Source organism: Microbacterium meiriae, assembly GCF_040685015.1.
Taxonomy (GTDB): Bacteria; Actinomycetota; Actinomycetes; order Actinomycetales; family Microbacteriaceae; genus Microbacterium; species Microbacterium meiriae.
On the sequence record NZ_JBFBHD010000002.1, the window covers coordinates 119,949 to 141,652 of the forward strand.

A 21,704-nucleotide genomic window follows, 5' to 3' on the forward strand; every position below is an offset into this window, starting at 1 on the left:
GGCGGACGCACGAAGGGGCCGGAACGATGTTCCGGCCCCTTCGTCGTGTCGGCGTCAGCCGGCGAAGCTCATGGTGAGCGTGATGCTCGCGCCCTTCCGCTGCGGTTCGGATGGGCTGTACGACTCCACGCGCGTGTTCTCGTTCGCGAGGAGGTCCCACACGGAGTCCGGCAGACCCGTGCTGCTCGTGTAGCTCCAGGTGAATCCGGCGTCTCGCAACGCGCCGGTGGCCTCGTCGCGCGTCATCCCGGAGACATCCGGCACATCGAACAGCGGCGGGCCCTGCGAGACGATCAGCTGGATCGTCTCGCCAGGACGCCAGGATCCTTCCTCGGTGCGGTCCGCGTACCCGATGACCCGGTCCTTGCCGATGGAATCGCTCGGGCGGTAGATGTTCTCCTCCGCCACCTTGAGGCCTTTGCCGGTGAGCGTCTCGGTCGCCTGCTTGACGGTCATGTCCGTGACGTCGGGCACCGGCCCGCGCGACACCTGGATCGTGGCGGTGTCCTTCTCGTGGACGGTGCAGCCCTCATCGCAGCCGAAGGCATCGCCGCCGTCACGGGGAGTGATGCGGACGTTGATGACCGATCCGGCCGCGGCGTCGGTGAAGTACTCCTCGTCGTCGGTGATCTCGAGGTTCGCCGCCTGCAACGCGGCCCGGACGTCCTCGGCAGGCTGTCCGGCCACAGGGGCGAGGTCGTGGGAGGCGGGGCCGGCGGACACGACGACGGCGACGGTGGTGCCCTTGTCGATCCTGGTGCCCTCGCCGGGGTCCGTCTCGATGACGATGCCCTTCTCGACGTCGACGGAGAACTCGTCGCGTTGGGCGGGTTCGAAGCCGGCTTCCGTGAGGTCTGCCGCCGCCTCGTCGTACGTCTGGCCCGCCACGGCGGGCACCGCGATCAGCGAGCCGGGACCGGAGCCGAACCACCAGCCCACGCCGCCGGCGAGGACGGCGAGCAGGAGGACGAGGGAGAGGAGGAACGTGCCACGGGCGCGGCGCTTGGCGGCCCGCCGCCGGAGGATGGTGGCGTTGTCGATCCCGGGGGAGGTGGCCGTCGCCGGTTCCGGCAGGAGCATGGTGCCCGGCATGACCTTGGTGAGGTCGCCGGAGTCGGCCTGATCCCGGGAGGCGCCGGTGGTCCGGGTCACGGCGGGGGCGACACCGATCTCGCGCTCGATCTCCCGCAGGCGCTCCAGCATCTGCTGAGCGTCGTCCGGACGCTCGTCCGGGGACTTCTCGGTGGCCCACAGCACGAGCTCGTCGAGCTGCTCGGGCACCGACGGATTGCGGACGCTGGGTCGGGGGACCGACTCGGTGGCGTGCTGGAACGCGATCTGCATCGGCTGCTCGCCCTTGTAGGGCTGCTCGCCGACGAGCATCTCGTAGAGCATGATGCCGAGCGCGTAGATGTCGCTGCGGGCGTCGGCGGTACCGCGGGTGACGAGCTCCGGCGCGAGGTACGCGATCGTCCCGAGGAGCTGCTGCCCGGTGGCGGTGTTCGCGGTGGTGGCTCTCGCGAGTCCGAAGTCGCCGATCTTGATACGGCCGTCCTCCGCGAGCAGGACGTTCTCCGGCTTGACGTCGCGGTGGACGATGCCCGCCCGATGCGCGGCGGACAGCCCGGCGAGAACGGCATCCATGATCGTGATCGTCTGAGCGACCGTGAGGCGCTTCTGCTCTCGGAGGAGCTCACGCAGAGTGATCCCTGGCAGATACTCCATGACGAGGTAGGCGAGTTCGCCGTCCTGGCCCTGATCGAAGACGTTGACGACGTGCGGGTCGGCGAGGCGGGCCGCGGCGCGGGCCTCCTGGATGAACCGGCTCTGGAACGCGGAGTCGTCACTGAGGTGCGCGTGCATGACCTTCAAGGCGATGCGGCGCTCCAGGCGGAGGTCGGTGGCGACGTAGACCGTGGCCATGCCGCCGCGGGCGATCCGCGCACGCACGCGGTACCGACCGTCGACAAGCCGCCCGATGAGGGGGTCGGCCTGATGATTGGTCGTCACGACAGAAGTCTATGGACGAATGGCTGAAAGCCCCGGGAACGCCTCACCCCTCGGGTCATCCGGATTTCCGGCGGCCTCACCCGTGCTGGGCGAGCCATGCGTACGCCTGGGCCTCCCACTGCCCGTAGCGATCGGGGTAGGCGGAGATCTGCACGGCCTGCGCCGCGTCGGTGAAGGGCAGCGACTCCCAGCCCGCGATGTCGAGCAGTCCGCGGGTGGTGTGCCCGTTCGGGTCGCCCGTGCCGCCGTAGAAGACCCGCGTGCTCCGCTCCGCGTCCATGATCTGCGCCGGGGTGCCCCAGCCGGTGCTCGGGCGCTGCTGGAAGATACCGAGCGAGTCGCGATCCCCCCAGTCCAGGTTGCGGAGATCCGACTCCACCATGCCGGTGGCGAGGGCGATGGCGATCCCGCGGTCGGAGACTCCGAGTTCGCGGCCCACGCGGATGATGAGCGCGGCGTTGGCAGCCTGCTCGGCCGTCAGGGTCGCACTGCGCTGTCCGGTCGGCGCAGCGGCGGGCTTCGGGGCAGGCGCCTGCACGGCGAGGCGCTGACCCGGGTAGATGATCGACGACGGGCCGAGGCCGTTCCAGGCGAAGAGGGACTGCGTGGTGGTCCCGTACCGCTGAGCGATCGAGAACAGCGTCTCGCCCGCGGCGACGGTGTGGGCGGTGCCGCCGCTCTGCGGGGGCGTCGCGGGTGCCGCCGCGGGTGCGGCCGCGGGTGCCGGAGGGGAAGCGGAAGCCGCGCCTCCGGATACGACGATCTTCTGTCCCGGGTAGATGATGGCGCCGTCGGGAAGGCCGTTGGCGGCGAGGATCGCGCCGACCGAGGTGGCGTACTTCCGGGCGATGCCGAAGACGGTGTCGCCCGCCACGACCGTGTGGGTCTTCGTCGCCGCAGGCACCGACGTGGGCGCCGGCGCGGGTGCCGAGGCCGGGGCGCGCAGATGCAGGGTCTGCCCCGGATAGATGACCGAGCGCCAGGAGAGGCCGTTCCAGCCGAGGACGTCAGCGGTGCGCAGTCCGTGACGACCGGCGATGCCGGCGACCGTGTCCCCCGGCTGCACGACGTGCGAGGGCGGGATGTTCTGCGTCGGTGCGACGCGCACCGGAGCGATCCGATGCCGTTCGTGCGGCGCGACCGGCGGTGCGGGCGCGGCGGCGGGTGTCGCCGTCAGAGTGGCGGCGAGGGCGCCGGCCACGGCTGTCTGGAAGATCACGTCAGCCCCCTTTTCGAGCACTTCACGCTGACACGGATGTATAGAGATGTCAACAGAAGTGACAGGTGTGACGAATGTGACGGAAGTGATGGATATGCGCGTCGGGGGCCGAGGTGAGATAGTGGCAACGTGTCTGAGAACGTCGCTGCAACCCCTGACGCCGCCCTCGAGTGGCTGACCATGCCCGACCTCGTCGAGGTGCTCGGCGAGCCCCTCGGCCGCGTGCGTCGTCTGATCGACGAGCACTACCTCGTCGGCTCGCGGCGCAGCGGCGTCTTCGCCGTTCCTGCGGTGTTCATCGTGGACGGCGAGCCGCTGAGCTCCCTGCGCGGGACGATCATCGTCCTGCAGGATGCCGGCTTCTCCGATGACGAACTGATCGACTGGCTGCTCGCCGAGGACGAGACCCTCGGGCGTTCCCCGATCGCCTCTCTGCTCGCCGGGCACAAGAGCGAGGTCCGTCGGCTCGCGCGCACCCTCGCCTGAGCGACCCGTTCAGGAGGAGCGCACGGTCGCCGCTCGGCCGAGATCGCGGAGCTCGCCGACCGCGGCGTCCTCGAGCCGGGCTCCGGAGAGCGCGCGATCGGCCTCTCCGGCGTAGTCGGCGATCATCGTCTCGACCCGTTCGAGGGCTCCGGTCCCGGCGATCGTCTCCTGCAGGAACGAGACCTGCGACGCCGTCAGGTCGGGGTCGCCGAGCATCTCGTCGAGCACCCGCCGGGCGGGTGTGTCCAGCTTCTCCCTGGTGAGCGCGATGAGGACGGTCCGCTTGCCCTCTCGGAGGTCGTCGCCCGCGGGCTTGCCGGTGACGGCGGCATCGCCGAACACACCGAGCACGTCGTCACGCAACTGGAAGGCGAGGCCGAGAGGGTGACCGAAGCGGCGCAGCGCCTCGGTCTGCCCGACGTCGGCGCCGGCGAGGCTCGCTCCCAGGATGAGCGGCTGCTCGATGCTGTAGCGCGCCGACTTCAGCGAGGCCACGCGCAGCGCGCGCTCCGCATGCTCGCGGTCATCGCTGACGCTCCACGCCGACTCCTCGGCGATGTCGAGGAACTGTCCGGTCGTGACATCGCGACGCATGCGCGCGTACTCGGCGCGCACGGTCCGCGCCGCGCCGTGACCGTCGAGCGCCGACTCCAGGAGGTCGTCGCTCCACGCCACGAGGAGATCGCCGAGCAGCACGGAACCGGCGCGCCCGAAGGCAGCGGCGTCGCCCCACCATCCGGCGGAGCGGTGGGAGGCCTCGAGCGCCCGGTGCGCCGCGGGACGGCCCCGGCGGGTGTCGGAGTTGTCGATCAGGTCGTCGTGCACGAGAGCGGCGGACTGGAAGATCTCCAGCGCCGCGCAGAGGTCCCACAGGGCGTCGTCCTCGACGGCGAGACGGTCACGGAACCGGGAGACGGCGCGCCACCCTGCGTGGCAGAAGCGGGCGCGCAGCCTCTTCCCTCCGGAGAGGGTGTCGGACGCCGCATCGAGGAAGGCGGCGGCGTCGTCGCCGTACCCCGCCGACTCCGCTCGCATGCGGTCGAGGAACAGGTCCAGTCGCGCGGCCACGGCGTCGGCGACGGAGGGGGAGGGGGACGGCACGACTCCCAGCATACGTAAAGGATGAGACGCCCGAACCGCTAGCCCCGGGCGCCGCTCGCGCGTAGACTGGAGGGCACCATACCCGAGGGGGACGAGATGCCACTCTCCGAACAGGAGCAACGTCTGCTCGACGAGATGGAACGCCATCTCCTGCACAATGACGCCGACGTCGTGAGCGCGCCGTCGGGCGATCGCACGCTCAGCTATCGCAATCTCGTCTACGGTGCTCTGCTCCTGCTGGCCGGCGTCGGCGGACTGGTCGTCGGTGTCATCCTCGGAGACATCTGGGGCATCGTCGTCGGGGTCATCGGTTTCGCGGCCATGCTCGGCGGCGTCATGCTGGCCGTCACCCCTGTCCGACGGTCCGGACCGGCAGAGCCCCGGACCCGCACCGCTCCGAAGCGGCAGGACTCCTCCTCCTTCATGGACCGCATGAACGATCGATGGGATCGGCGCCAGGACGGCCACTGACCTCCTCCCTTCCTCTCCACCACGAAGCCCGGATGCTGAGCATCCGGGCTTTTTCGTGCCTGTTGGGCATCCGGTCCCCACCGGCCCTCCACCGGCCCTCCACTGGCGCTCCACCTCGCTCCCCCGCGGAATGTCGCGGAAGTAGGGCGAGGTCCGCGGAAGCACAGGGACGATACCCTGGATTCGTCGTAGGAATGTGGAGGAAAGTGGAGTAAAGTGGGGCGCACCTCGAGTTGGCCGGACGGAGAGGGGGTGATGGCCGATGCTGCTGGGCACGCACTCACCGAAGCTGGACGACAAGGGACGGGTCATCCTTCCCGCGAAGTTCCGCGAGGACCTGGGCGGCGGCATCGTCGTCACCCGGGGCCAGGAGCGCTGCCTCTACGTCTTCAGCACGGCCGAGTTCGAGGCGATGCACGAGCGGATCCGTCAGGCCCCGCTCGCCAACAAGCAGGCGCGTGACTTCATGCGCATGTTCCTCTCCGGTGCCAGTGCGGAGATGCCCGACAGCCAGAACCGCATCACCATCCCCGCCCACCTGCGTCAGTACGCGGGTCTTCAGAAGGAGCTCATCGTGACCGGAGTCGGCGCCCACGCCGAGATCTGGGACGCGGAGAGCTGGAACGCGTACCTCGCCGCCGGCGAGGAGTCCTACGCCGAGCTGGAGCAGGAGGTGATTCCGGGACTGTTCTGACCACGGCTGTGATGCCCCGCCGCTCCCGCCCCGACACACTTCCCCGGTGCCGGGTCGAGATGCGGAGGGGGATCAGAGCCGAAGGTCGGACCCGAGAGAGATCATGAACCTCCGCGACATCCACACCCCCGTCCTGCTCGACCGCTGCGTCGAGCTCCTCGCACCTGCCCTCCAGGAGGACGGCGCCGTGCTCGTCGATGCCACCCTCGGCATGGGCGGCCATTCCGAAGCGCTACTTGAGCGATTCCCCGGAATCCGCCTCATCGGGCTGGACCGGGACACCGACGCGTTGAAGATCGCGGGGGAGCGGCTCGCTCGGTTCCGCGATCGCGTGACCCTCGTCCACACCGTCTACGACGAGATCGGCCTGCACGCCCAGGGCGCCGCCGGGATCCTCTTCGACCTGGGCGTCTCGTCGCTGCAGCTCGATGAGGCCGAACGTGGCTTCGCATACTCCAAGGACGCTCCGCTCGACATGCGGATGGACCAGACGAAGGGCATCACCGCCGCCGAGGTCATCGCCACCTACAGCGAGGGCAACCTGCGGCGCATCTTCGAGCGGTACGGAGAGGAGAAGCTCGCCGGACGGTATGCGCGCTTCATCATCGACGCCCGTCAGAAGCAGCCGATCACGCGATCGGGCGAACTCGTCGACATCCTCGTGGCCGCCACCCCCGCGGCCGCGCAGCGATCCGGGCACCCGGCGAAGCGCGTGTTCCAGGCCCTCCGGATCGAGGTCAACGCCGAGCTGAACGTCCTCGCGGACGCGATCCCCGCCGCGATGGACGCACTCGCGGTCGGAGGCCGCATCGTCGTGATGTCGTACCAGTCCCTCGAGGACCGGCTGGTCAAGCAGGCCTTCGCGGCCGCCTCCTCCTCGACGGCGCCCGCCGGGCTGCCGGTCGAGCTGCCGGAGCACGCCCCCCGATTCCGCATCCTCACCAAGGGCGCGGAACTCGCCGATGACGAAGAGCGCGCACGCAACCCGCGTGCGATACCGGTGCGCCTGCGCGCCGCCGAGAAGGTGCGGGAGAGCGCATGAGCATGAACGCAGTCCGCAAGCCGACCCTGCCGCTGCAGCCGGTCGCTCCGGAGACGACGCCCGAGCGGCGCCTGCGACCGGTGACGGCGCCCGCACGGCGCCGCAAGCCGAAGCTCGCCTACGCGCTCGTCGCGCTGGGCGGCGCCCTGGCCATCGGTGCGGGGCAGGTCGGGCTCTCGCTGGCCATCACACAGGACTCGTTCACCCTCGCCGGGCTCACGTCCCAGCAGCGCGAACTCGACCTCCGGACCGACGCGCTGCAGGAGGAGCTGACGGGGCTGAGTTCCCCGCAGGTGCTCGCGAGCAGCGCCGCCGACCTCGGCATGGTCGTGGCGGGCGCCCCGTCCTACCTCCGTCTCAGCGACGGCGCCGTCTTCGGGACGGGCGCCGGGGCGGAAGGGGTCTCCACGATCGATCCCAACGGGAAGGCGGCCGTCGGCAACGTCCTCGTCACGGAGGAGACCCCGCCGGCGGAGAACGCCGGGGACGACGCGACCGGCGGTACACCGCCCGCGCAGGACCTGCCGCCCGCCATCACCGACGGCCTGCCCAGCCCCACGACGCACTGACCATCCCCGATCGACGGAGAGATCCCATGACGACACGAGCCACGCGCGGACCGCGGCGACGCACCGTCGTCGCACTGGCGGTCATCCTTTCGATCCTGGTGGCGTTCGTCGTCCGCCTGATCGACATCCAGGTGGTGAGCGCCGACGAGCACGTCAACCAATCCCTCGAGCACATCGGCGACGGCTCGACGATCCCCGGACAGCGGGGATCCATCGTCGACGCCGAGGGCACAGTCCTCGCGTCGAGCGTGATGGTCTACGACGCGCAGCTCAGTCCTCAGGTCATCAGGCTCACGGAGGAGAAGGATCCTGCGCTGCCCTGGGCCGAGGCCTCAGAGAAGATCGCCGCGATCACGGGGGTACCGGGAGACGAGATCCGCAAACGCGTCTCCGATGCCCTCGCCGAGAACCCGAACAGCCAGTACGCACCCCTGAAGACGGGGCTCAACACCGAGCAGTTCATCGCGCTCCGCGACCTCGGCCTGGGGTCGTACCTCGCCCTGACGCCGCGCGAGACCCGGGTCTATCCCAACGGCGCGGTCGCCGGGAACGTGCTGGGCTTCCTCGACAACACCGGGGAGGCCAAGGCCGGCGTCGAGCAGCTCGAGGAATCGTGCCTCGCGCCGATCGATGGGGAGAAGACGTATCGCAAGGGCAAGGACGGCGTCGTGATCCCGGGGAGCGAGTCGGTCACCGACGCCGTCGACGGCGGCACCGTGCAGCTCACGATCAACAGCGACCTGCAGTGGTACCTCCAGCAGATGATCGGCGAGGAGGCCCAGAAGCAGGGCGCCAAGGGCGGAACCGTCACGGTCGTCGAGGTGGGCACCGGCAAGATCCGCGCCGCGGCCGAATGGCCGGCCATGGACCCGAACGACCTGGACTCCTCGACTCCGGAGACGCGATACAGCCAGATCTTCCACCGCGACTTCGAGCCCGGTTCGACGTTCAAGGCGATCACCGCGGCGGCGGCGATGGAGGGTGCGGGCCTCACCCCGCTCAGCACCGTGACGGCCTCCTCGCGCGAGACCTTCCCGAACGGCGCCGTGGTCAACGACGCGTTCAGCCACCCGGCCTACAACTACACGCTCGCGGGCGGACTGATCGACTCCTCCAACACCGCGCTGTCGAAGTTCGGCACGATGGTCGCCCCCGAGGTCCGCTACGACTACCTGCAGCGTTTCGGGGTCGGGCAGAAGACCCTGGACTTCCCCTCCGAAGTGGGAGGCATCCTGCACCCGGTGAGCGACTGGGACAGCCAGTCCCTCTACACGACGACGTTCGGCCAGTACTTCACGGTGACGGCCCCGCAGCTCGCCGGCGCGTACCAGGCCATCGCCAACGGCGGGGAGAAGATCGACCTGTCGATGGTGGAATCCTGCACGGCGCCCGACGGGACGGTCACGGAGACGCCGAAGCCGAAGCACGAGCAGATCGTCAAGGAGCAGACCGCCGCCGATCTGACCCGCATGCTCGAGAACGTCGCCGTGCAGGGCGGGAACGCCGATCGCATCCAGGTTCCCGGATACCGCGTGACCAGCAAGACCGGTACCGCGCAGGTCTCGGACGGCAAGGGCGGCTACAAGGCAGGCGTGTACTACACGAGCATGGTGGGCTTCGCGCCCGTCGACGACCCGCAGTACGTCGTCGTGGTCACCCTCGACGAGCCGACTAAGGTTGTATCGTCCGCGGCCACCGCTTCCGCCTTCCAGAAGGCGATGACGCAGGTGATGAAGACCTATCGCGTGATGCCGTCCTCTGTCCCGATGGACGCGCTCCTCCCCAAGTTCGGATAGCCGGCGAGAGCCGCGCATGGAGATGACATGATCGCCCTGACGCTCGCTGAGATCGCCGCCGCCATCGGTGGTGAACTGCGCGTGGCCGGAGAGCACACGCCGGAGACGGTGGTCGACGGGATCGTCGACACCGATTCGCGCACCATGGAGGCCGGGTCGATCTTCGTCGCCAAGCCCGGCGCCGAGACCGACGGGCACCGCTTCGTCGGTGCCGCCGCCGAAGCCGGTGCGGTCCTGGCGATCGTCGAGCACCCCGTCGACGTCGATGTCTCGCAGATCGTCGTGTCCGATGCCGTGGTCGCCCTCGGCGAGCTGGCGCGCGAGGTCGTGGCGCGCGTGCGCGCCGGGGGGAACCTGCGCATCGTCGGCATCACCGGCTCGAACGGCAAGACGACCACCAAGAACTTCCTCGCCCGCATCCTCGAGGACGAGGGCGAGACCGTCGCCCCGGTGAAGTCCTTCAACAACGAGGTCGGCGCCCCGGTGACGATGCTCCGCGTCACGCACGACACCCGATTCCTGGTGAGCGAGTTCGGGGCCGCCGCGCCGGGCAGCATCGCGCGGCTCGCCGGTCTCGTCGAGCCGGACCTGGTGGTCGTGCTGATGGTCGGCATGGCGCACGCGGGCGGCTTCGGCGGCATCGAGGCCACGGCGAAGGCCAAGTCCGAGCTCGTCGCCGCGGCCCGCGTGCCCGGCATCGCCGTGCTCAACGCGGACGACGCCCGGGTGTGGGCGATGCGCGAGCTCGCGGAGAGCCGCGGCCTCCGGGTCGTCGGCTTCGGCCAGTCGGCTGCGGCTGTCGTGCACGCGCGGGAGATCGAGGTCTCGGCCTCCGGCACGCAGTGCGTGATCGAGGTCGCAGGGGAGCGGCTGCCACTGCGCCTGCGCGTCCTCGGCGCCCACCACGTCAGCAACGCCCTCGCCGCGATCACCGCCGCCGTCGAGCTCGGCGTGGCCCCGGCCGATGCCGTCTCCCGGTTGGAGACCGTCGAGATCGCCGAGCGGTGGCGCATGCAGCCGCTGGGCAACGACCGCGTCCGCATCATCAACGACGCGTACAACGCCAGTCCCGACTCGATGGCGGCCGCCCTGCGGACCCTCGCCCAGATCACCGGCCCCGACGAGCGCACGGTCGCCGTCCTCGGCGCGATGAGCGAGCTCGGCGAGAGCGCAGGGGAGGAGCACGATCGCATCGGCCTCCTCGCCGTGCGTCTCAACATCCGACGCATCGTCGTCGTCGGCCCGGAGGCACGGCGGCTCTACCTCGCCGCCGTCGGCGAGGGGTCATGGGACAGCGAAGCCGTGCATCTGCCGGACCAGGACGCTGCGTTCGAGTACCTCCGTACCGAGCTGCGTGACGGAGACCGGGTCCTGGTGAAGTCGTCCAACTCCGTGGGCCTCCGGCATCTCGGCGATCGTCTGGGAGAATTGTTCTCGTGAGGTCCCTCATCATGGCGGCGGCCATCTCGCTCGCCTTCACTCTCTTCCTGACTCCCGTCTTCCTCCGGCTCTTCCGCAAGTGGGGCTGGGGGCAGGTCATCCGTACCCCGGAGGCTGCGGGCAACCCGAGCCACGAGGCGAAGCGCGGCACCCCGACCATGGGTGGTGTCATCTTCATCCTCGGCTCGATCGTGGGCTACTTCACCGGGGTCCTCGTCAGCGGCGAGACGCCGGCGCTGTCCGCCATCCTGGTGATCTGGCTCATGGTCGGCTTCGGTGTGGTCGGATTCATCGACGACTACATGAAGGTGCGCAGCCAGCGCAGCCTCGGGCTGTCGGGGTGGCGGAAGGTGATCGGTCAGCTCATCGTCGTGATCCCCTTCGGCATCGTGGCACTGAACTTCCCGAACAAGTGGGGGCAGACGCCGGCCAGTGCGTCGATCTCCCTCTTCCGGGACATCACCTGGCTGAACCTCTTCGCGTTCGGCGTCATCCTGGGCTGGATCCTCTACCTCGCCTGGATCTCGATCATCGGGGTCGCGACCTCCAACAGCGTCAACCTCACCGACGGCCTCGACGGCCTCGCCGCCGGCGCGGGCGTGATCGTCGTCGGCGCCTACAGCCTCATCGCGTTCTGGCAGTTCAAGCAGCCCTGCATCGGCGGTGATCCGGGCTCGCTCGGCGGCTGTTACGAGGTGCGCGACCCGTTCAACCTCGCCATCATCTCGGCCTCTTTCGCCGCCAGCCTCATCGGGTTCCTGTGGTGGAACGCGCCCAAGGCGAAGGTGTTCATGGGAGACGTGGGCTCGATGGCCATCGGTGGCGTCATCACCGCGATGGCGGTCATGACCCGCACCGAACTGCTGCTCCTCATCATCGCCGGCGTCTTCGTGCTCGCCTCCGGATCCGTGATCCTGCAGCGCGCCTACTTTAAGATCACCCGCGGCAAGCGGCTGTTCCTGATGAGCCCGTTCCACCACCACCTCGAGATGCGGGGCTGGTCGGAGGTCACCATCGTGGTGCGCATGTGGATCATCGCGGGTCTTCTCGCGGTGTCGGCCGTCGGGCTCTTCTACGTCGAATGGCTGACCCGTGTCGGCTGAGCGTCTGGCCGGGCTGACGAGCTGGCACGCAGACTGGAGCGGCCTGCGCGTCGCCGTCCTCGGCCTCTCCATGACCGGCTTCTCCGTGGCCGACACCCTCGCCGAGCTCGGTGCCGACGTCCTCGTGCTCAGCGAGTCCGCGGAGGAGGAGTACGCCCGCCTGCTCCCCGTCATCGGTGCCCGGTTGGAGCTCGGTCCGCTGGACGCCGTGCCCGAGGCGCTGAGGGCGTTCGGGCCCGAGGTCGTCATCGCGTCCCCTGGCTTCGCCCCGGCGCACCCGGTCATCCGTTGGGTTCAGGACGAGGGCATTGCGCTCTGGGGTGACGTCGAGCTCGCCTGGCGGGTGCGCGACAAGGTCCTCCGCGCGGACGGCACGCCGGCGGACTGGGTGCTCATCACCGGGACCAACGGCAAGACGACGACGACCCAGCTCACGGCGACGCTGCTCGTCGCCGGTGGCCTGCGCGCCGCGCCGTGCGGCAACATCGGCGTCCCCGTGCTCGACGCGGTCCGCGACCCCGCCGGCTTCGACGTGCTCGTCGTCGAGCTCTCCAGCCACCAGCTCTGGTACCTCGGACTGTCGCGTTCGGAGGGGGAGCTGTTCCCGCACGCCGCAGTCTGCCTGAACCTCGCCGACGATCATCTCGTCTGGCATGGCAGCGCTCAGGCTTACCGGGACGCGAAGGCGCTGGTGTACCGCAACACGCGGGTCGCCTGCGTCTACAACAAGGCCGACGAGGCGACGCGCCGGATGGTCGAGGAGGCCGACGTCGTCGAGGGCGCCCGCGCCATCGGCTTCGATCTCGGCATCCCCGGCCCGAGCGATCTCGGCGTCGTGGAGGGGCTGCTCGTCGACCGGGCGTTCCTCGACGATCGAGCCCGCAGCGCCCTGGAACTGACCACGGTCGCCGACCTGGAGGCCGCAGGGCTGTCGGCACCGCACATCGTTCAGAACATCCTGGCCGCCAGTGCCCTCGCCCGTTCTCTCGGGGTCGAGCCCGAGGCCATCCACGGGGCGCTGCAGACCTTCCGCCTGGACGCGCACCGCATCGAGGTGGTCGCGCGCCACGCCGGCATCACCTGGGTCGACGACTCCAAGGCGACGAACCCGCACGCGGCCGCGTCGTCACTGCGCGCGTACCCTGGTGCGGTGTGGGTCGTCGGCGGTGATCTCAAGGGTGTCGACATCGCCGATCTCGTCGCGGACGCGGGCTCCACCGCGCGCGCGGCGGTCGTCATCGGAGCGGACCGCACAGCCGTCGTCGCGGCATTCGAGCGACACGCGCCGACGGTGCCGGTCTTCGAGGTCGAAGCTGGCGACACTGGACAGGTCATGAACCGCGTCGTGGAGATCGCGGCGGGGATCGTCGACGGGGAGGGCACTGTGCTCCTCGCTCCCGCCGCCGCGTCCTTCGACCAGTTCTCCAGCTATGCGGATCGCGGCCACCGCTTCGCCGAAGCGGTGCGGGAGTGGATCGATCGGGGGAGCGCCGATGACGCAGGTGGCTCGCCCTCCGCGGTCTGAGTCGGGTGGCCTCGCCGCGCGGGTCTCGCTCGGACGCCGGTTCACCCCGGTGTCGACCGAGTTCCTGCTGATCGCGTCGACCGCCCTGCTCCTGACGATCTTCGGTCTCGTGATGGTGCTGTCCGCGACGAGCGCGACGGCGGTGGCCAAGGCGCAGAACCCGTTGGACGGCGCTCTCCGGCAAGGTGTGTTCGCCCTGCTCGGTATCCCGATGATGTTCCTCATCAGCCGCTTCCCTGTGGCGTTCCTCAAGCGCATGGCCTGGCCGGCGCTGTTCGGAGCCATCGCCCTCCAGCTCCTCGTGTTCACACCGCTCGGCATCGCCGACGGCGGAAACCGGAACTGGATCCAGGTGGCGGGTTTCCAGATGCAGCCGTCCGAGTTCCTCAAGCTGGCCCTCGCCCTGTGGATCGCCGCGGTCCTGCTGCGCAAGCAGACCATGCTCGGGACCTGGCATCACGTCTTCATCCCCGTGATCCCGGTCGGGGCGCTGGCCATCGGCACCGTCCTCGCCGGCAAGGACCTCGGGACCGCGATGGTGATGGTCCTCATCCTGCTCGGCTGTCTCTTCTTCTCGGGCGTGAAGCTGCGCCTCTTCATCATCCCGATGATCCTGGGCGTGGTCGCGGTGCTCGCCTACGCGCTCTCCAGCGAGGACCGCATGCGTCGCATCACCGCGACGTGCGATGACATGGCGCTGTACTACACCGACTGCTACCAGTCGATCCATGGCATCTGGGGCATGGCCTCCGGCGGGATCTTCGGACTCGGCCTCGGCAACTCCCAGGAGAAGTACGGCTGGCTCCCCGCCGCGGGCAACGACTTCATCTTCGCGATCGTCGGCGAGGAGCTCGGGCTGATCGGCTGCATCGTCGTCCTCGCCCTGTTCACGTTCTTCACGGTCGGTGCGTTCCATGTGATCCGCAAGACGTCGGACCCCTTCATCCGCGTCGCCGCGGGTGGGATCACGGTCTGGATCGTCGGTCAGGCCGTCCTGAACGTCGGCGTCGTCATCGGCGTGTTCCCGGTGATGGGTGTGCCCCTGCCGTTCATGTCCCAGGGGGGAACGGCACTCTTCGCCGTGCTCGTCGCCTGCGGCGTCCTGCTGGCCTTCGCGCGGACCATCCCGGTCGCCGAGAAGCAGTCAGCCGAGCGGGGTAGGGTCGCGAGGTGACTTCGTACCTCCTCGCCGGTGGTGGCACCGCCGGCCATGTCAATCCGTTGCTCGCGGTCGCCGATGCGCTGCGTGAGCGTGACCCGTCGGCGACGATCCTCGTGCTCGGCACGGCGGAGGGCCTGGAGTCCCGTCTCGTCCCCGAGCGTGGTTACGAGCTGCTCATCGTCGACAAAGTGCCGTTCCCGCGGCGCCCGAACGCGCAGGCCGCCGCGTTCCCCGCGCGGTTCCGCCGGGCGATCGCCCAGGTGCGTGCGCACATCCGGCAGCACGGGATCGACATCGTGGTGGGCTTCGGCGGCTACGCCTCCGCACCCGCCTACGTCGCCGCGCGTCGCGAGCGCGTGCCCTTCGTCGTCCACGAGGCCAATGCGAAGCCCGGGCTGGCGAACGTGCTCGGTGCCCGTGCGGCCGCGGGTGTGGGAGTCGCGTTCGCCGGGACGCCGCTCCGCGGGAGCGAGGTGGTCGGCATGCCGCTGCGGCGCGAGGTCATCACGCTCGACCGGGCGGCTCGACGCGCCGAGGCCGCCGAGTACTTCGGGCTCGCCGCCGATCGTCCTGTCCTTCTCGTCTTCGGCGGCTCGCTCGGAGCGCAGCGGTTGAACGACGCCCTGGCGGACTCCTGGCGCGACATCCTCGCCGCCGGTTGGCAGCTGCTGCATGTCACCGGGGAGCGCAGCGACCTGCCGGATCCTGGAGTGCCCGGGTACGCCCTCCGCCGGTACATCGACCGCATGGACCTCGCGTTCGCGCTGGCCGATCTCATCGTGTCGCGTTCGGGGTCGGCCACCGTGAGCGAGATCAGCGCGCTCGGGATTCCCGCGCTGTACGTGCCGTACTCGGTGGGCAACGGAGAGCAGCGGTTGAACGCAGGATCCGCCGTGGCCGCCGGTGCCGCTCAGCTCCTCGATGACGCGACCTTCGACGGCGATGCGGTCCGACGTATCGTGGTGCCGCTGCTCGGCGACCGTGACCGCATCCGGCGGATGGCGGAGGCGGCGGAGACCGCGGGCACCCGCACCGGCACCGAGAACGTCGTCGCGATGATCGACCGTGCCCTCGGTGCGGCGTGACGCCGCCGTCCGGACGAGAACGAAAAGTAGACTGAAGCGGACATGATCAGACCCGACCTCTCCCTCCCCATCCCCGACACGATCACCTCCGCGCACTTCATCGGCATCGGTGGATCCGGGATGAGCGGACTCGCGAAGATGTTCCTCGACGCGGGCATCCGCGTCTCCGGCAGCGACCGCGCCGACAGCGACAACCTACGGGCGCTGGCCGCCGCGGGGGCGACCGTCCACGTCGGTCATGACGCCGCCCACCTCGGCGACGCCGACACGGTCGTGCACACCGGTGCCATCTGGCCGGAGAACCCCGAGTTCGTCACCGCCAAGGAGCGCGGCCTCCACGTCATCCACCGCTCTCAGGCCCTGCACTGGCTGATCGGCACCCGACGCCTCGTCTCGGTGGCCGGCGCCCACGGCAAGACCACCTCGACGGGCATGATCGTCACGGCTCTGCGCGCGCTCGGCGCCGATCCGCACTTCGTCAACGGCGGCGTGATCGAGCAGCTCGGCACCTCCAGCGCGACCGGGAACGGCGACCTCTTCGTCATCGAGGCCGACGAGTCGGACGGGACCTTCCTCCTCTACGACACCGCGGTCGCGCTCATCACGAACGTCGACCCCGATCATCTCGATCACTACGGCTCCGATGAGGCCTTCCACGACGCCTTCGTGCGTTTCGCGGACGCGGCATCCGAGGCGGTCGTCATCTCCAGCGACGACCCCGGCGCGCTCCGCGTGCTGGCCGGGTTGTCGCACCCGCGCATCCTCACGTTCGGGCAGGCCGAGGACGCCGACGTCCGCGTCAGCGAGATCGTCACCTCGGGCCCCGTCGCCGCCGCCGTCTCGCACGGCGGCGAGACCGAGCGCATGCAGCTCGCGGTCCCCGGCGTGCACAACGCGATCAACGCGACCGGCGCCGTCGCCGTCCTCCTCGCGCTCGGCTATTCGCTCCGCGACGCCGTACGCGCCGTCGAGGGCTTCGCGGGGACGATCCGTCGTCTCGAGCGCCACGGCGAGGAGCGCGGGGTCACCGTCTACGACGACTACTCGCACCACCCGACCGAGGTGCGTGCGGCGCTCGAGGCCATGCGCAGCATCGCCGGGTCCGGCCGGCTGATCGCCATCCAGCAGCCGCACACGTATTCGCGGACGCAGCACATGTACCAGGAGTTCGCAGACGTCCTGGAGGAGCTCGCCGACCACACCGTGATGCTGGACGTCTACGGTGCCAGGGAGGACCCGGTGCCCGGCGTGACCGGCGAGCTGGTGAGCGGGGCGTTCGACGACCCGTCCCGAGTGCACTTCGTCGCCGACTGGCAGGAAGCGGCCGACTACACGGCGTCTGTCGCGAAGGACGGCGACTTCGTCGTGACTCTCGGCTGCGGCAACGTCTACCAGATCATCCCGCAGGTGCTGGAGTCGCTGCGCCGGACCGACGGGGCGTAGCCCATGCGCCGGCCGCCCCCGCTCCCGAGCGCTCCGGACACTCCGGGGGAGACGGACGTCGCCTCCGAGCGGATCCACCGCCGGCGTCCCGCGCCTCAGGCGGCTCCGGACGAGGGTGCCGTCGCCGCGCCCGTCGAGCCCGACGACGCGGAGACGGAGGAGGAAGCGGGCCCCCGTTCCTCGATGGACGTCTGGCGCGCGGCCCGCGCCCGCCGCAAGGCGCTCAGGGCGGAGATCCGTCGGTTCACCCACCGATCGCGGCGGCGCCGCATCGTCTGGCTGAGCGCTGTGGGGGCCGTCGTGCTGCTGATCGGGGGGAGTGTCGCTGCCGCTTACAGCCCGCTCTTCGCCGTGCAGCGCATCACGGTCACCGGCACCACGACGATCGATCCCGCGGTGATCGAGGGGGCCCTGGCGGATCAGCTCGGGACGCCCCTCGCCCTGGTCGACACGAGCGAGGTCAAGGCGGCGCTGCTGACGTTCCCGCTCATCGAGACCTATGCCCTGGAGGCTCGACCGCCGCACGATCTGACCGTGCGCATCGTGGAGCGCACGCCGATCGGGGTCGTCGAGTCGGGTGCCGGCTTCACTCTCGTGGATGCCGCAGGTGTCGCCCTCTCGACGACGGCGGAACGCCCGGCAGGGCAGCCGCTGGTGGAGGTCGAGGGGGGAATGGACTCGCCGGCGTTCCGCAGCGCGGGACTCGTGGTCCGCGCTCTCCCTGCCGACATCCGCAGTGCGCTGACCGGCGTCCGCGCCTCGACGGCGGACGACGTGACCTTGACCCTCGACTCGGGCCTCACGGTCGTGTGGGGGAGCCAGGAGGACTCCGGGTTGAAGGCGCTCGCGCTCTCCGCCGCGCTCGTGAAGAACCCCGACGCCTCGTCGATCGACGTCACCTCACCCGACGTCGCGGTGGTCGGCTGATCTGTTTCGACGGGAATGGCGCGACACGCCCATGTCGCTGCGCGCGCAGGGGCAGGCGGCGCTTACCTTCGATCTGAGAGAACGCAATACCGGGAAATACTTTACACCTCTAGTTGAGGTTTAAGGTTCGCCCTTTCCAGGCTCTACTAATCGGAGGCCGGCCATGAGCCAGAACCAGAACTACCTCGCCGTGATCAAGGTCGTCGGCGTCGGCGGTGGCGGCGTCAACGCCGTCAACCGCATGATCGAGCTCGGTCTCCGCGGAGTCGAGTTCATCGCCGTCAACACCGACGCCCAGGCGCTGCTCATGAGCGACGCCGACGTCAAGCTCGACGTGGGCCGTGAGCTCACCCGCGGGCTCGGCGCCGGAGCGGACCCGGAGGTGGGCCGCCGCGCGGCCGAGGACCACGCGGAGGAGATCGAGCAGGCGCTGACCGGCGCCGACATGGTCTTCGTCACCGCGGGTGAGGGCGGCGGCACGGGAACCGGCGGTGCCCCGGTGGTCGCCCGTATCGCGAAGTCGATCGGTGCCCTGACCATCGGTGTCGTCACGAAGCCGTTCTCCTTCGAAGGTCGCCGCCGCCAGAGCCAGGCCGAGGCAGGCGTCGCGAAGCTGAAGGAAGAGGTCGACACCCTCATCGTCGTCCCGAACGACCGTCTGCTCGAGATCAGCGACCGCGGCATCTCGATGATCGAGGCGTTCGCGACCGCCGACCAGGTGCTCCTCGCCGGTGTGCAGGGCATCACGGACCTCATCACGACCCCTGGTCTCATCAACCTCGACTTCGCCGACGTGAAGTCGGTCATGCAGGGAGCAGGGTCCGCGCTGATGGGCATCGGGTCGGCGCGCGGCGCCGACCGCGCGATCAAGGCCGCCGAGCTCGCCGTCGAGTCGCCGCTGCTCGAGGCCTCGATCGAGGGTGCGCACGGTGTGCTGCTGTCGATCCAGGGTGGCTCGAACCTCGGCATCTTCGAGATCCACGATGCGGCTGACCTCGTCAAGGAGGCTGCGCACCCGGAGGCCAACATCATCTTCGGTACCGTCATCGACGACACGCTGGGCGACGAGGTCCGAGTGACGGTCATCGCCGCCGGCTTCGATGGCGGCGAGCCCTCGCTGCGGCTGGACCCGATGGTCGTATCGCGTCCTTCGACCGCGTCGCTTCCCGAGGTGGCGCTGTCGGAGACCACCGAGCCCGCGACGGAGAAGAGCGCGCCGGAGCCCACCGCGGCGCCGTCGGCGCCTCGCACCCCCGCGACGAGCATCGAGCCGGCCTTCGCCGACGACGACATCGACATCCCCGAATTCCTGAAGTGACGATGCCGGTCGGCGCTTCGGTGCCATCGGACCTGGCCGCGCGGCTGTCGGCGATCGACGAGAGGATCGCCGACGCCGCGCGTGCCGCCGGCCGTTCGCCGGCGGAGATCACCCGGATCGTCGTCACGAAGTTCCACCCCGCCTCCCTGGTGCGCGATCTGCACGCCCTCGGAGTGCAGACGGTGGGGGAGAACCGACAGCAGGAGCTCACCGCCAAGGAGACCGAGCTCGCCGGTCTCGACCTCGAGTGGCACTTCATCGGGCAGGGCCAGACGAACAAGGCCTCCGCGATCAGGCGGAGTGCCGACGTGGTCCACTCCGTCGACCGTGACCGCTTCGCCGACGCCCTGCACCGAGCCGCCGTGGACGACGACGTGCTCGACGTGCTCGTGCAGGTGAATCTGACGGAGGACGAAGGGCGCGGAGGCGTCGCCCCGGCCTCCGCGGTGGCGTTGGCCGAGCACGTGCTCACCCTGCCTTCACTGCGCCTCCGCGGCGTCATGGCGGTGGCTCCTCTCGATGAGGAGCCCACGGCCGCCTTCGACCGCCTGCGGCGGATCGCCGACGACGTGCGATCGGTCGCCCACGAGGCGACCTGGATCTCCGCCGGGATGACCGGCGATTTCGCCGAGGCGATCGCCGCCGGCGCGACACACCTGCGGATCGGTTCCGCAATCACGGGCCCGCGCCCCGCCCGGGGCTAACCTGTGACAAGACCAGCCCGAAACGTTCGAACCGGAGGACACGATGGGTAACCCGCTGAAGAAGACCATGGTGTATCTCGGCCTCGCCGATGAGGAAGAGGTCTACGAGGAGGAGACGCCGGCGCCCGCCCGTGCCCAGCGCGAGCGTGAGCGTGACCGCGAAGAGCCGGCTCCGGCTCCCGTCACGCCGCTCCGTCGTCCCGTCGCCGTCCGCCAGCCCGCAGCAGGAGCCGTGAACGAGATCCTCACCGTCCACCCGAAGCAGTACCGCGACGCCCAGCTGATCGCGGAGAGCTTCCGCGAGGGCGTCCCGGTCATCATCAACCTCTCCCAGATGAGCGACGCCGATGCGCGCCGCCTCATCGACTTCGCGAGCGGTCTCTCCCTCGGCCTCTACGGTCGCATCGAGCGGGTGACCTCGAAGGTCTTCCTGCTGTCGCCGGAGAACATCGCGGTGTCGGGTCACGGGGGCATCGCGCACGCAGACGCCGAGTCTGCGGGCTTCGACCACTCCTAGACCGTGCAGCTGGTCTCGGTCCTCGCCAGCATCGTCCATCTGATGCTGCTGGTGTACATCCTCGTGCTCTTCGCGCGGCTCATCCTCGACTACATCCCGATGTTCAATCGGGAGTGGCGTCCGAAGGGTTTCGGCCTCGTGGCCGCTGAAGCGGTCTACACCGTCACAGATCCGCCCATCCGGTTCTTCCGGCGGATCATCCCTCCGCTGCGCATCGGCCAGCTGTCGCTGGATTTCGGCTTCGCGCTGACCCTGCTGGTCGTGCTGATCCTGATGAACATCGTCCGGTTGTTCATCCGCTGACCACCCCGCGTGTCGCACCGGGGAACCGCCGCGAGTTGTCCGAGCCTGGGTGTCGTGGCATCGCGACGCCAAGGCTCGGGGGCTATGCTGGCACCCAGGTGCGCGCCCCGGGTTCGCGCCACATCACGAACACGCCATACATCGGTACTGGCAATCGAACTCATCGAAAGAGGAGCCACCCATGGCACTTACCCCGGATGACGTCGTCACCAAGCAGTTCCAGCACGTCCGCTTCAAGGACGGCTTCGACCCGGACGAGGTCGACGACTTCCTCGACGAGATCGTCATCGAGTGGCGCAAGGCCCTCGAGGAGAACGCCGAGCTGAAGGCGAAGCTCGCCGCGTACGAGTCGGGTTCCACCCCTGCTCCCGCCGCTGCCGAGCCGGCTGCCGCCACTCCCGCTCCGGCCCCCGCGGTCGAGGCACCCGCTGCCGACGCCGCACCGACCGGCTCCGCGACCGCCACCGCCGGCATCATCGAGCTCGCGCAGCGTCTGCACGACGAGCACGTCGCCGAGGGTGAGGCGAAGCGCAACCAGCTCATCTCCGAGGCCGAGGCCGAGGTCGCCCGCATCCGCACGGAGGCCGAGGCGAAGCAGCGCGAGGAGACCGCACGTCTCGAGCGCGAGCGCAACACGCTGGAGGCCCGCATCACCGAGCTGCGCAACTTCGAGCGCGACTACCGCTCGCAGCTCCGCGGCTACATCGAGGGCCAGCTCCGCGAGCTCGACGAGAAGTCGGCGTCCACGGACTCCACCCCGGTCTCCGCGATCGGCCTGTAAGGCGCCCT

General features: G+C 69.7%; 21 protein-coding genes. 18 read left to right on the plus strand and 3 right to left on the minus strand.

The window, feature by feature from the left end:
- Positions 1 to 54 precede the first annotated feature (54 nt).
- Together pknB and AB0N68_RS09050 are read right to left on the minus strand one after the other, a co-directional pair.
- Complete coding sequence (pknB, locus tag AB0N68_RS09045; RefSeq protein ID WP_187661803.1) at positions 55 to 2,010, minus strand: Stk1 family PASTA domain-containing Ser/Thr kinase; 1,956 nt, start codon at positions 2,008 to 2,010, stop codon at positions 55 to 57.
- Positions 2,011 to 2,086: 76 nt separating this feature from the next.
- A complete protein-coding gene (locus AB0N68_RS09050) occupies positions 2,087 to 3,229 on the minus strand; it encodes a LysM peptidoglycan-binding domain-containing protein (RefSeq protein WP_292796458.1) in 1,143 nt (380 codons plus the stop codon).
- A 129-nt stretch (positions 3,230 to 3,358) separates the two neighbouring features.
- Here AB0N68_RS09050 and AB0N68_RS09055 point away from each other — a divergent pair, with 129 nt between their 5' ends.
- The gene (locus tag AB0N68_RS09055; RefSeq protein WP_327036728.1) at positions 3,359 to 3,715 is read left to right on the plus strand and encodes an Rv2175c family DNA-binding protein; all 357 of its coding nucleotides are present in this window, start codon (positions 3,359 to 3,361) and stop codon (positions 3,713 to 3,715) included.
- Between the two features lie 9 nt (positions 3,716 to 3,724).
- Here AB0N68_RS09055 and AB0N68_RS09060 read toward each other — a convergent pair whose 3' ends face one another.
- Positions 3,725 to 4,750, minus strand: coding sequence for a polyprenyl synthetase family protein (locus AB0N68_RS09060; protein ID WP_259955158.1), 1,026 nt, complete (start codon positions 4,748 to 4,750; stop codon positions 3,725 to 3,727).
- Between the two features lie 162 nt (positions 4,751 to 4,912).
- Between AB0N68_RS09060 and AB0N68_RS09065 the strand changes: the two genes are divergently transcribed.
- The 17 genes from AB0N68_RS09065 (at position 4,913) to AB0N68_RS09145 (ending at position 21,696) form a co-directional block, all read left to right on the plus strand.
- Entirely contained in the window at positions 4,913 to 5,287 is a 375-nt protein-coding gene (locus tag AB0N68_RS09065) for an SCO2097 family morphological protein (protein WP_187661800.1), read from the plus strand.
- Between the two features lie 262 nt (positions 5,288 to 5,549).
- On the plus strand, positions 5,550 to 5,981 hold the full coding sequence (mraZ, locus tag AB0N68_RS09070) for a division/cell wall cluster transcriptional repressor MraZ (protein WP_025105095.1): 432 nt from the start codon (positions 5,550 to 5,552) through the stop codon (positions 5,979 to 5,981).
- Positions 5,982 to 6,084: 103 nt separating this feature from the next.
- Positions 6,085 to 7,023 (plus strand): 16S rRNA (cytosine(1402)-N(4))-methyltransferase RsmH, encoded by a 939-nt coding sequence (gene rsmH / locus AB0N68_RS09075; RefSeq protein WP_071329847.1) that lies wholly within the window; start codon positions 6,085 to 6,087, stop codon positions 7,021 to 7,023.
- Positions 7,020 to 7,592, plus strand: a complete 573-nt coding sequence (gene ftsL, locus AB0N68_RS09080; protein ID WP_187661799.1) for a cell division protein FtsL — start codon at positions 7,020 to 7,022, stop codon at positions 7,590 to 7,592. The genes rsmH and ftsL overlap by 4 nt, the downstream gene beginning before the upstream one ends.
- A 26-nt stretch (positions 7,593 to 7,618) precedes the next feature.
- Positions 7,619 to 9,388 carry a peptidoglycan D,D-transpeptidase FtsI family protein gene (locus tag AB0N68_RS09085; protein WP_259955145.1) on the plus strand — a complete coding sequence of 590 codons (1,770 nt, stop codon included), beginning with the start codon at positions 7,619 to 7,621 and terminating at the stop codon, positions 9,386 to 9,388.
- Positions 9,389 to 9,415: 27 nt separating this feature from the next.
- On the plus strand, positions 9,416 to 10,828 hold the full coding sequence (locus AB0N68_RS09090) for a UDP-N-acetylmuramoyl-tripeptide--D-alanyl-D-alanine ligase (protein WP_187661797.1): 1,413 nt from the start codon (positions 9,416 to 9,418) through the stop codon (positions 10,826 to 10,828).
- Complete coding sequence (gene mraY, locus AB0N68_RS09095; RefSeq protein ID WP_025105090.1) at positions 10,825 to 11,931, plus strand: phospho-N-acetylmuramoyl-pentapeptide-transferase; 1,107 nt, start codon at positions 10,825 to 10,827, stop codon at positions 11,929 to 11,931. Before AB0N68_RS09090 ends, mraY begins: the two co-directional genes overlap by 4 nt.
- A complete protein-coding gene (gene murD, locus AB0N68_RS09100; protein ID WP_187661796.1) occupies positions 11,921 to 13,456 on the plus strand; it encodes a UDP-N-acetylmuramoyl-L-alanine--D-glutamate ligase in 1,536 nt (511 codons plus the stop codon). The genes mraY and murD overlap by 11 nt, the downstream gene beginning before the upstream one ends.
- The gene (ftsW, locus tag AB0N68_RS09105) at positions 13,425 to 14,630 is read left to right on the plus strand and encodes a putative lipid II flippase FtsW (protein ID WP_187661795.1); all 1,206 of its coding nucleotides are present in this window, start codon (positions 13,425 to 13,427) and stop codon (positions 14,628 to 14,630) included. Before murD ends, ftsW begins: the two co-directional genes overlap by 32 nt.
- Positions 14,627 to 15,703, plus strand: coding sequence for a UDP-N-acetylglucosamine--N-acetylmuramyl-(pentapeptide) pyrophosphoryl-undecaprenol N-acetylglucosamine transferase (locus AB0N68_RS09110; protein ID WP_280564154.1), 1,077 nt, complete (start codon positions 14,627 to 14,629; stop codon positions 15,701 to 15,703). Before ftsW ends, AB0N68_RS09110 begins: the two co-directional genes overlap by 4 nt.
- Positions 15,704 to 15,745: 42 nt before the next feature.
- A complete protein-coding gene (murC, locus tag AB0N68_RS09115) occupies positions 15,746 to 17,146 on the plus strand; it encodes a UDP-N-acetylmuramate--L-alanine ligase (RefSeq protein ID WP_280564152.1) in 1,401 nt (466 codons plus the stop codon).
- A 3-nt stretch (positions 17,147 to 17,149) separates the two neighbouring features.
- On the plus strand, positions 17,150 to 18,073 hold the full coding sequence (locus AB0N68_RS09120) for a cell division protein FtsQ/DivIB (protein WP_280564150.1): 924 nt from the start codon (positions 17,150 to 17,152) through the stop codon (positions 18,071 to 18,073).
- Positions 18,074 to 18,236: 163 nt separating this feature from the next.
- The gene (ftsZ, locus tag AB0N68_RS09125) at positions 18,237 to 19,391 is read left to right on the plus strand and encodes a cell division protein FtsZ (RefSeq protein WP_187661791.1); all 1,155 of its coding nucleotides are present in this window, start codon (positions 18,237 to 18,239) and stop codon (positions 19,389 to 19,391) included.
- A gap of 2 nt (positions 19,392 to 19,393) precedes the next feature.
- The gene (locus tag AB0N68_RS09130; protein WP_268777398.1) at positions 19,394 to 20,095 is read left to right on the plus strand and encodes a YggS family pyridoxal phosphate-dependent enzyme; all 702 of its coding nucleotides are present in this window, start codon (positions 19,394 to 19,396) and stop codon (positions 20,093 to 20,095) included.
- A gap of 43 nt (positions 20,096 to 20,138) precedes the next feature.
- Positions 20,139 to 20,612: a cell division protein SepF gene (locus AB0N68_RS09135; RefSeq protein ID WP_187661790.1), complete on the plus strand. Its 474-nt coding sequence runs from the start codon at positions 20,139 to 20,141 to the stop codon at positions 20,610 to 20,612.
- A gap of 3 nt (positions 20,613 to 20,615) precedes the next feature.
- Complete coding sequence (locus AB0N68_RS09140) at positions 20,616 to 20,915, plus strand: YggT family protein (protein ID WP_187661789.1); 300 nt, start codon at positions 20,616 to 20,618, stop codon at positions 20,913 to 20,915.
- Between the two features lie 181 nt (positions 20,916 to 21,096).
- Positions 21,097 to 21,696: a DivIVA domain-containing protein gene (locus AB0N68_RS09145; RefSeq protein WP_187661788.1), complete on the plus strand. Its 600-nt coding sequence runs from the start codon at positions 21,097 to 21,099 to the stop codon at positions 21,694 to 21,696.
- The last annotated feature ends 8 nt before the right edge of the window (positions 21,697 to 21,704 follow it).

What these genes read in the sequence shown, in the direction of transcription:
- AB0N68_RS09060 (WP_259955158.1), bottom strand. Translation starts at nt 4,750, where the DNA reads ATGCGAGCGGAGTCGGCGGGGTACGGCGACGACGCCGCCGCCTTCCTC.
- AB0N68_RS09065 (WP_187661800.1), top strand. Translation starts at nt 4,913, where the DNA reads ATGCCACTCTCCGAACAGGAGCAACGTCTGCTCGACGAGATGGAACGC.
- mraZ (WP_025105095.1), top strand. Translation starts at nt 5,550, where the DNA reads ATGCTGCTGGGCACGCACTCACCGAAGCTGGACGACAAGGGACGGGTC.
- rsmH (WP_071329847.1), top strand. Translation starts at nt 6,085, where the DNA reads ATGAACCTCCGCGACATCCACACCCCCGTCCTGCTCGACCGCTGCGTC.
- ftsL (WP_187661799.1), top strand. Translation starts at nt 7,020, where the DNA reads ATGAGCATGAACGCAGTCCGCAAGCCGACCCTGCCGCTGCAGCCGGTC.
- AB0N68_RS09085 (WP_259955145.1), top strand. Translation starts at nt 7,619, where the DNA reads ATGACGACACGAGCCACGCGCGGACCGCGGCGACGCACCGTCGTCGCA.
- AB0N68_RS09090 (WP_187661797.1), top strand. Translation starts at nt 9,416, where the DNA reads ATGATCGCCCTGACGCTCGCTGAGATCGCCGCCGCCATCGGTGGTGAA.
- ftsW (WP_187661795.1), top strand. Translation starts at nt 13,425, where the DNA reads ATGACGCAGGTGGCTCGCCCTCCGCGGTCTGAGTCGGGTGGCCTCGCC.
- murC (WP_280564152.1), top strand. Translation starts at nt 15,746, where the DNA reads ATGATCAGACCCGACCTCTCCCTCCCCATCCCCGACACGATCACCTCC.
- AB0N68_RS09120 (WP_280564150.1), top strand. Translation starts at nt 17,150, where the DNA reads ATGCGCCGGCCGCCCCCGCTCCCGAGCGCTCCGGACACTCCGGGGGAG.
- ftsZ (WP_187661791.1), top strand. Translation starts at nt 18,237, where the DNA reads ATGAGCCAGAACCAGAACTACCTCGCCGTGATCAAGGTCGTCGGCGTC.
- AB0N68_RS09130 (WP_268777398.1), top strand. Translation starts at nt 19,394, where the DNA reads ATGCCGGTCGGCGCTTCGGTGCCATCGGACCTGGCCGCGCGGCTGTCG.
- AB0N68_RS09135 (WP_187661790.1), top strand. Translation starts at nt 20,139, where the DNA reads ATGGGTAACCCGCTGAAGAAGACCATGGTGTATCTCGGCCTCGCCGAT.
- AB0N68_RS09145 (WP_187661788.1), top strand. Translation starts at nt 21,097, where the DNA reads ATGGCACTTACCCCGGATGACGTCGTCACCAAGCAGTTCCAGCACGTC.